6 protein-coding genes are annotated in these 9421 nt (G+C 40.9%); all 6 read right to left on the bottom strand.

Features of this window, described 5'->3' with window-relative positions:
* Nucleotides 1-487 precede the first annotated feature (487 nt).
* The 6 genes from F6K27_RS31240 to F6K27_RS31215 all read right to left on the bottom strand — a co-directional run bounded on the left by F6K27_RS31240 (nt 488) and on the right by F6K27_RS31215 (nt 9357).
* The gene (locus F6K27_RS31240) at nt 488-859 is read right to left on the bottom strand and encodes a hypothetical protein (protein ID WP_287279712.1); all 372 of its coding nucleotides are present in this window, start codon (nt 857-859) and stop codon (nt 488-490) included.
* A gap of 4 nt (nt 860-863) precedes the next feature.
* Complete coding sequence (locus F6K27_RS31235; protein ID WP_287279711.1) at nt 864-2594, bottom strand: VWA domain-containing protein; 1731 nt, start codon at nt 2592-2594, stop codon at nt 864-866.
* 2 nt (nt 2595-2596) lie between these two features.
* Entirely contained in the window at nt 2597-3268 is a 672-nt protein-coding gene (locus F6K27_RS31230; protein ID WP_287279710.1) for a hypothetical protein, read from the bottom strand.
* Nucleotides 3269-3673: 405 nt separating this feature from the next.
* Nucleotides 3674-4774, bottom strand: a complete 1101-nt coding sequence (locus F6K27_RS31225; protein WP_287279709.1) for a PRC-barrel domain-containing protein — start codon at nt 4772-4774, stop codon at nt 3674-3676.
* 309 nt (nt 4775-5083) lie between these two features.
* The gene (gene smc / locus F6K27_RS31220) at nt 5084-8764 is read right to left on the bottom strand and encodes a chromosome segregation protein SMC (protein ID WP_287279708.1); all 3681 of its coding nucleotides are present in this window, start codon (nt 8762-8764) and stop codon (nt 5084-5086) included.
* A gap of 80 nt (nt 8765-8844) precedes the next feature.
* Complete coding sequence (locus F6K27_RS31215; protein ID WP_287279707.1) at nt 8845-9357, bottom strand: transposase; 513 nt, start codon at nt 9355-9357, stop codon at nt 8845-8847.
* Nucleotides 9358-9421 lie beyond the last annotated feature (64 nt).

Here is a 9421-nt window from a genome sequence, read left to right as displayed (position 1 = left end):
GTAAACAATTTCAAGCTATAAACTGTAAATTATCAATACCATTACAGACATCCTTAAAACTTTAAGGTTTAGCGATCGCCTAATTTATGAAAAATACAGCTCATACAGTTACTTTTATATTACATTGCAAATATCTATGTAACATGTAAAGATGCCAGCGCTCATTGCTATAACTAGGGTTTGCTGATTAAATCTGAAAGTATTGAATGATATTGGTTTGAGCAATTTTAGGTCTGGAAAAAGTACCAGCTTTTTGGTGGAAAAAGCTCAAAAAGCTAGTATTTTGGGATGATTATGGCAGAAAACTTGAGGGACAATTCTGACTCCTACCTCCTCACATTCCCCTGTCTTCCCCTCCTGGGAGGGGCGAGGGGTGGGTTGTCTTCCCCTCCTGGGAGGGGGAGGGGCGAGGGGTGGGTTGTCTCCTGTCTCCTTGTTCTATACTACATTTTGTGGTGCGGAATGTGGGATACGACCTCTGAATTCCTCACAAGCAGCGAATAACCTTGACTTGGCCATAAGCTTTCCTTAATTCAGCCTCACGCTGGGGACTAGAACGTCCGTAGGTGCTTTGACCTCGTAATTCTTCTGGAGTCGGGACAGTCGTCAAAACTTCTTCTCCTAGATCGTTAAACAAAACTACAGATTCAATCTTGACAAGATGTTGTTGATTTTGCCGATATAGATCGATATATTCTTCTACCACTTGTTGCCATTGTTGGGACGGACAATAACTCCGCTCTATGAGAAGAACAAAATTAGGCACAGCAAAAACCTGATTGAGCACTATACCTGTAATCATAAAGCTCAACCAACCGAGTCCAAGAATGGTTAACAGGTAACGATTTAGTTGTTTCATTTGCCTATAAATTAGTCTGGAATAAACCTTTGAGGAGTTCTTTGACGGTTTCTGGCGTACCAGTTTTAACGGTAGATTCCCGTAGAGCAGCGATCGCTGCTAATTCCTTTTGATTCACATCCCCATAAGCAATAGGATAAACCCGCACCCCACTGTATTGGAGAACGTCTTTGACTTGTCTGAAGACAAAACCTTGATTGGTTTCACCATCAGTTAAGACTAATAGATAAAAAAGACCATTAGGATTAGCTTTCTTTTGTTCGAGCAATTTCCCCAACGCCACCATCATTCCGTCATACATGGCGGTTCCGCCATCAGCACGTAAATTATCAATAGCAGCTAGAAACCGTTTGTGCTGCATTTCATCAAAAGGAGCTAATTCCACCATTTCGCTTGGGCGATCGTTATAACTAATTAAACCTAAATAATTACCTGGATTAATTTCTTGACTAGCAATACGCAAACCCTCTTTTATCGCCGCTAGAGGTTGTCCATCCATCGAACCACTGGTATCGATTACTGTCATTAAATAAACTGTACGTCCTGCATCTTTCTGACGTTTCCAAAATGATTGAGCAGTGGTTAAGACTTCTCCTGCTGGAATGGGGGGAAGATTGGGAGCTAAAAGATAGTCTGTCTCGACAAATCCTTGTTCCTGGGCAAGTTTTTTCATGGCATCAGAAGCAGCAAACTCAGCAAATTTTTGCAAGGCTTCTTGTTGTTTGGCTGTATTCCAGGCAAATCCGACCAGAGGATTATTATGAGGAATGCCAAAGGGGATAAAAACGGTTTGCTCAAATCCAGGTACTTTTTTGAGTTGCTGATAATTTTGATATTCCAAGGGAAATGCTTGTAACTTATCCTTGTCGCGGATAAAAATTTCTTGCAAGTCTAGAGTAGTGGTTGTGCTTATCAATACCTGTTTCTGAAAGCTTTGAAATACTGACTTGACTTGAGGAGATTCTAAGTCAGCAATTGTTAGGGGTTCTCCATCTTGTTGGTGTCCTGCTGCTCGCCAAAAGATTGAGTAGAGCAGATTAAGAGCCGTAGAACTACTGTAGGGATTGGGATAGCCAACGGAAAGTTTACCAGAGGCGATCGCATTGAGCAACTTGTCAAAATTCACTTCACCATTTGCGGCTAATTCCCGATAAACACGTTCTTGAAGGACAAAACCGCCAACGTTCGGTACTAAACGGGGAAGGATAGAGATGGTTTTAATTCCTTGACTTGACAGCATTGCCACCCACAAATCATTAGAGGGGGAATACCCTGTCGGTTGCACTTTGCCAGCAGCCAATAACTTAGCGGCAGTTCCCGAAGGAATTTTTCTCACCCCGACTTGAATAACTTGGCCGGAACTAATGGTTTTTCTTTCTCGGTTAAAAGCTTGAGCAACTTCTACCAACCAACGTTCATTTTGCTTTTTGATATTGGCTTTTTCTGAAGAACTGAATATTTCGAGATAAACTACCTTGGGGTTTGTAGAGGGTTGAGCAGCATAAAGAGGAAACTGTTCGATGGGAGGAAGAGGTTCTTGAATCCCATCGATAGTGTAGCGCGAAGCTACTTGATCGGGAATTAGGGATGTGGTAACGGAAATCTTAGGAAGTAACTTGTCCTGGAGATATCTCTCTGCACTGGCAAAGGAATCTACCTTTTGCTCGACTACACATCCCCAGAATAAAGCAATGCAAACTCCGATGAGAAACCAGAAACGTCCTTTTTTGAGCATAACTAACCTCCATGGATTGACGATGATTTTGTCCCTATCTTATCTAAGACAGTTTGATTTTCAGCAATGATTACTCGCAGACTGCGGGGTAAACTGACTTGTTCAGTAGATGCTTCTAAAGAAGACAAAAGCACCCGATCTTGTAACTCTTGTAGCAAACGATGAGTTTCTTGCACTCGCTCACAAGTAGTTTCTAAATGCTGTCGGGTCAGATTTCTGTAGGTTTCAGTTTGCATTTTGTCCAAGGTTAGTAAGGCAAATGCTACTTGCTCGCCAAGAGATAAAACCGTGTAGAGAGTCTCCAATAATTCCGGCATTAAACTTGATTCTCGGTTAGCTATGCGTTGGGCAAAAATTTGGATTTGTTTGAGCAAAATGAGGGTTTGTTCCCAATCAGCATCTTTACGTCCTTCAAGTTTCCGTTCAATACTTGCCAATTCATTGAGAAATATTGCTGCATCGAGTAAATTAGCGCCACTGCACCCATAGAATTGTCTGAGTTTCCCAAACCAAACTGCCACCATGACAAGGGCGATTGCTCCCCCGACAATTAAGGTAACGGGGCGATTTCCCAACCAGATAATCAAGCTCACATATCCTAATCCTGTGCCTACAATTAGAAAATAGGTCTGTGGCAAACCCAAAACTTTACGCCAAAATAATTTCCAGTTCATTACAATCTAATTAGAGCTTGCTGAAAAAGTCTTTTTGCTGAGGCAAGGAATAGGTATGGAGGGAATAGTTAAGAGTCAGGAGTTTAGGGGAGTTATTGAGGAAGTCCTTGAAATAATGGTTTCTTGATTTGTCTGCCTCACCCCTGCCCCTTTCAGACTCATTTTTTCAACTCTATTAACCGAAAAGCTGATACTTTTTCCAGACCTAATTAAACGGTTTCGATTATCCTATGGCAAAGCATTCAGTAATTGAACGAAGCAGTTACTTATATATATATATATCAATCATCAGGATAGGATTATTATCAACACAGGGGGAGGACATCACCTCAAACGAAACAGCAGCCCGGCATTTCCAGGCTGAATAATCCCGCGTTGTCGCATAAGCACAACGTCGGGAGTATGTCAATAACCACCAGGTTCTTCTTCATATTCTGGCATCTTAGTTTTCTGAGGAATATTTACACGAGGTGCTTGATAGGGTTTTGGAACCTCATCATCAGCCCAGGCATCTTTTTCTATGTCTTCGTCATATTCATATTCTGTAGCAGGTTTATATTTTTTCTCTTCATATTTCTCATCTTCATACTCATATCCGCCTGACTCTCCCCAATTATCTTCTTCATACTCATCATAAGTAGGATCTTGTCTTACCTGACGGGCGACTGGTGGTGCAACAACTGCTTCTGTTTCATAATAGTCTTCATAAACTGCTTCTCGCTCTAGCTGCCGTGGAGGGGGAGCTATTTCTTGTTCATAGTAGTCATCATAAATAGGTTCAGGTTCAACTACTCTAGGTCTTCTAGGTTCTGGCTCTGCCCAATCTTCATCCCATGCTTCTTGAGTTGAGGGTGCTACTGTGCGAATAGGTTCCCGAGTAGCTGGTTGTCCTGTACCTAATTGATTATCAGGTTTCACAGTGGGAGGATAATATAATCCATCTTCCTCTTTTTGCCAAGGTGCTTCTCCTAAACCTAAACGTTCTAATACTCCTACTGTTAACTGTTTGAGTTTTTCTTCAGATCCTTCAAACACAATCAGGCGATTTGGCCCACTGCTAACAATTTCATCAATTGAGAGTTCATAAGTACTAATAACTTGATCTGGAATTTGGGGTATACCAATAGAAGCAATAATCAATGACAAAACTTTGCCATCTGTAGTATCAAACTTGAAACCCCGAACTCGGCCTAATAGTTCACCATTTTCTGTCAGGACTTCGCTATTAATTAGGTTACTATAGGCTTCAGCATCAATATCTTCTTCTACTACTTCTTCGTTATCTACCAAGATAACATCGCCTATTTCACGGATATTTTCGAGAAACATAAACTTAGGTATTCCAGCTACGGCTAATATATTGTCCCGTAGTCCAATAGCTACTACCTCCCGCCGATCGACGTCTACCCATAACTGGCTTACTACTCCTAGGCGCTTACCTTTATCACGAGTGATTATTTGAGTTCCTAACAGATCGGAGCGTTGCCAAATTTGTTCAAATGTCATTATTGTTTAATCCCGATTCTTATAATAAGTCAAAATTTAAAAGTCAAAAGTCAAATAACAAGTCAAAAGTCAAAAGTCAAAAGTCAAAATTTAAAAGTTAAGAGAAATTAATAATTTTTACATTGTAATTTATCAATAAAGAATTTAGTCAGACTGAGGCAGTATTATAATAAGTTAAAAGTCAAAAGTTAAAATAAATTACTAATCTCTATATCTCTATATTGTAATTTATCGGTCTTGAATCCACAGAAGCTTATTCTCACTCCTGTCTCCTGTCTCCTGACTCCTGACTCCTTCTTCTCAATAGATTTAATCTCTAGTCATTTTAATCCCTAAAACTTGGGTATGAGCTCCCCTAGCTTGGGTAACACCGATAGTATGCTGGGATGATTCCATCATTGGCCTCCGTAGACTGACAACTATAAATTGAGCTTGTTGTGCCTGTTGTTTGATCATTTTAGCTAATCGCTCCACATTTGCCCCATCCAGAAACATATCCACTTCATCAAAGGCGTAAAAAGGAGATGGGCGGTAACGCTGTAAGGCAAATATAAAGCTTAAAGCTGTCAAAGATTTTTCTCCCCCAGACATAGAGGCCAATCTCTGGACTGGTTTTCCTTTGGGATGGGCTACTAAATTTAACCCACTATTGAATGGGTCTTCTGTATCATCTAACTGTAGATACCCATCTCCTTCAGAAAGTTGGGCAAAAATGGTCTGAAAATTTTGATTCACAGCATTGAAAGCCTCAAAAAATGAACGTTGTCTCAAGGTAGTAAAGTTTTCTATTCTTAACAACAGTTCCGTGCGCTCTCCTTCCAGAGTGGCTAATTTTTGAGTTAGCTCTTCCAAACGTTTTTGGGTTTGGTCATATTCTTCCAAGGCCAACATATTTACAGGTTCTAGGGCCTGAAGTTGTTTCTGTAGCGATCGCACCTCCTTATCTAATTCTCCTATTTTAATATTTTCCGGCACTTCTGGCACTTGCTCCGGTAACTCTGCCTTTTGTTCTTCTAACTGAGTCCGCAAAGTCACTAACTGTTCCCGACGTCCCTCCTGAGATTCTTGCAATTTTTGTAGTTGCCATTCTAATTGCTGTTTAGCTAAATAAAGTTCTCGCAGACTTGCCTCTGCTTGGTCTCTTTTTTGTTTTTCTGTGCCTAACTTTTCTTCTGCTTTGGCCATACCTGCTTTAATTTCAGCAATTTGCTCGTCCACAACCAATACTTGACTATTTATATCTTTAATATTTTCCCTAGCTGCTAATTCTTGCTCTTGATATTCTGACTGCCGACGAGAAATAGCTTCTACCTTTTCTTGTAAAAGCCTTTGTTGATTTTCCAACTCCTGAAATTGTTGTTGGGCAGCTCGCCAAGCACCCTCCCGCTCTTGTAATACTGCCTCTTGAGACCGAATCATCCCCTGCATTTGTTGCCACTCACTATGAGTATGAGACTTTTCCAACTCGGCCAAAGTTTGCTTTAACTCTGTTAATTTGACTTCTCTGGCAGGAATTTCTTGGTCTAGGAATGTTAATCTTGTTTGAGCATTGGCCAGTTCTCGATTATTTTTCTCTAACTGCCCTTGCCCTTGCTCCTGTTGTCTAGTCAATTTTTGCAATTCTGACTCAATTTGCTCCACTTTGAGCTGAGTTTCTCTAAAATACTGCTTCCCTTCCATCAAAGCTTGCGCCCGCTCCTTCACATCCTCCTTTCTCCGAGAAATCTCTACCTGACAGCGCTCCAAAACAATATCTATTTCCTGGAGGCGCTGACGATGAACTTCCATTTCCCCTATTTCTGCTGACTCATTACCATCAACCGTGCCAAAATGCAAGCTACCAGAACGACGGGACACACTTCCTCCAGTCATCGCCCCACTGGTCTCCAATATTTCCCCATCCAGAGTAACAATTCGATGTTTACCCAAATATTTCCGAGCATTTGTCAAAGTATCAAATACCACCGTAGAGCCAAAAACATAGGCAAAAATATTCTGATAACGAGAGTCACAGTCAATCAAATTCACCGCATAATCAATAAACCCCGCTGCTCCCCAACGCAAACTATCATCTCGGTTGAGACGAGGAGACCGAATTTTATTCAAAGGTAAAAACGTCATTCTCCCAGCTCTTTGTCGCTTCAAAAATTCAATCCCGGCAGCTCCCACTGCATCATTTTCTACCACCATATTTCCCAGACGTCCTCCGGCAGCAATTTCTAAAGCCAACTGATATTTTGGTTCTACTCTCCCTAGTTGTGCCACTAAACCACAAATGCCAGAAATACCAGACTGTTGCAGCATTTTTGTGGCATAAGTTCCCGAAGCTTCTTGAACTGCCTGTTGTTGGGCTTCTAATTTATCTAGTTTCCGCTGTCTTTCCCTTTGTTCTTGGAGAAGGCGAGTTTGAGTATCTTGTTGAATTTGTAGGTCTTGTTCTACTGCTGCTAATTGTTTGGTCAAGGATTCTACTTGATAATTGGCGGTTTCTCTTGACTTTTCTATTTTTTCATGGTAAGCATTTTGATTTTCTATTTCTACCCCCAGGGCGGCCATGGACTCTTGCTGTTCCTGGATTTGCTTTTCTAGCTGATGTATTTGTTCCCTAACTCTTGCTTGTTCGGTCAGTTGGGGGTTGAGAGTTTGCTGTAGAGTTTCAATTTGATGATGAAGTTGGGCTTGTTCTTGTATCCAAGCTTCGGCAGTAGAGGCAATAGCACTAGCTGACTCTCGTTGTTGGTTGAGAGTTTCCCGTGCTTGGTTGCGAGTGGTCTCTAGAGATTCGACTTCTTGAGCTTGAACAATTTTGTTTGTGGCTAATATTTCTAGATTTTGTTGATGTTTCTGTATTTCTTGTTGGAGTTGGCTGAGGTTATTGATGGTTTGCTCTATTGTTGCTTCTAATTCTTTGTGCTTTTGTTTGAGTTGACGGCGGTCAGCTTCTTGGGTGGCAAGGGTTGATTGTAGGGCTAAAAGTTCTTCTTCTCCCAAAGCTTTTACTTGAACATTGAGTTGGTCTAGCTCAGTTTGGGCCTGTTGAATTTCGGTTTGTTTAGTTTGAATATTTTGGTTAATTTCCGTAGCAGAGCGATCGCCTGATTCTATATTTTCTCTAAGTTTCCACTCTTGTTTTTGTAGATTTTGCCATTTGAGAATTGTTTGCCAGAGACTCTTTTGTTCGAGTTGACCCCGCAATTCTTGATATTTTTGAGCTTTTACACAGTCCTGGGAAAGACGGTCACATTGTTTTTTCAGTTCTTTTTCTACAATGCCACTCTTTTCTTCTTGTTCTTTCACCAAGTCTAATTTATCTTTGGCCAGGGTAATTTTTCTATCAAATTGAGCCACTCCTGCCATTTCATCAATAATTTCCCGACGTTCGCGAGACTTCATGGAAATAATGCTGGTTACGTCACCCTGAAGCACAACGTTATATCCTTCGGCGTAGACCCGGAGTTGATTTAGTTGTTCGTGGAGTTCGGTCAGGGTGCATGGTTGACCATTCATATAATAAGTGGAGGTGTAAGTCCCTTGTTTTGTAACTCGGAGGCGACGGGAAATACTCCACTCACTTAAAGAATGAAAAGATGAAGCTATCTCAAATGGATCGTCAGATTCTGGAGTATTTGCTCCATTTTTTATGACTTCTGGTGGATTTTCTGTAGTTGTTTGGGTTTCTGACTCTGAAGGTTCGGGGTCTTCGTAGCCATTTAGACTCGTTTTTATATCTTCTAAATCAAAAGTGACCTTGACTATAGTTTCAACAGTTTTACGTCCTGCTAATTTGTTATTAACTAGGTCTGGCAGGCGTTCGGCTCTCATACCTTTGGAAGTGGACAACCCCAGGCAGAATAGAAGTGCGTCGAGAATGTTGGATTTGCCGGAACCATTAGGCCCAGAAACCACAGTAAATCCGGGTAGCAACGGAATAGTAGTAGTGCCACCGAAAGATTTAAAGTTAGTTAGTTCCAGGCGTTTGATATGAACCATGAAGGCCAGTTTGTAGACTGGATAGATTTTGGGCTTTTAATTATTCTAGACATTATAGACAGGACGTAAACTACCCAGCATCATAATCTCTGATTTGATGCGGGCTTTTCGTAGCCCTCCAGTATATCCCATATAGTCGGCTGTCTTGGCACGAAATCAAGACTGCTAACTTCACAGGATAACCAGGGACCTCCAGGCTGGTTTACACTCAACCCCAAAGCAGCTATATTTTTTGCACCATTATAATCAGCATCGCCTTTCCACCCACAATGAAAGCAGTGGTAGTTTTTACCCTTCCTATATGTAGTTTCTTTTGTCGGACTTATATGCAAACATTTATGACAAGTAAGGCTAGTATATGCTGGATTAACTAATATTAATTTCACGCCATGTAACACACATTTATAAGCAAGAAACATTCTGAACTGATAAAAAGCCCAACTATTAGATAATCTTCTTTCTTTCTTACTTCTTGGTTGCTGATTAGTTCTTTGTCTAATATTAGTTAAATCTTCTATGGCAATAGAATTTTTATCAAAGTGTTGCGAGAAGACCCGCGCTCTCCCGAAGGGGAGCGTCGGGATGAATCGCAATCAATGTTGATATTTCACAAACAATGTGTTAAAACTGTGAAAAGTTAATTCCCTAGCAATAGAT

It is taken from the genome of Okeania sp. SIO2F5 (assembly GCF_010692685.1).
GTDB lineage: Bacteria > Cyanobacteriota > Cyanobacteriia > Cyanobacteriales > Microcoleaceae > Okeania > Okeania hirsuta.
Note: the sequence above shows the minus strand (reverse complement) of the source record. Positions and strands in the feature narration are given on the sequence as shown.

What these genes read in the sequence shown, in the direction of transcription:
- F6K27_RS31240 (WP_287279712.1), bottom strand. Translation starts at nt 859, where the DNA reads ATGAAACAACTAAATCGTTACCTGTTAACCATTCTTGGACTCGGTTGG.
- F6K27_RS31235 (WP_287279711.1), bottom strand. Translation starts at nt 2,594, where the DNA reads ATGCTCAAAAAAGGACGTTTCTGGTTTCTCATCGGAGTTTGCATTGCT.
- F6K27_RS31230 (WP_287279710.1), bottom strand. Translation starts at nt 3,268, where the DNA reads ATGAACTGGAAATTATTTTGGCGTAAAGTTTTGGGTTTGCCACAGACC.
- F6K27_RS31225 (WP_287279709.1), bottom strand. Translation starts at nt 4,774, where the DNA reads ATGACATTTGAACAAATTTGGCAACGCTCCGATCTGTTAGGAACTCAA.
- smc (WP_287279708.1), bottom strand. Translation starts at nt 8,764, where the DNA reads ATGGTTCATATCAAACGCCTGGAACTAACTAACTTTAAATCTTTCGGT.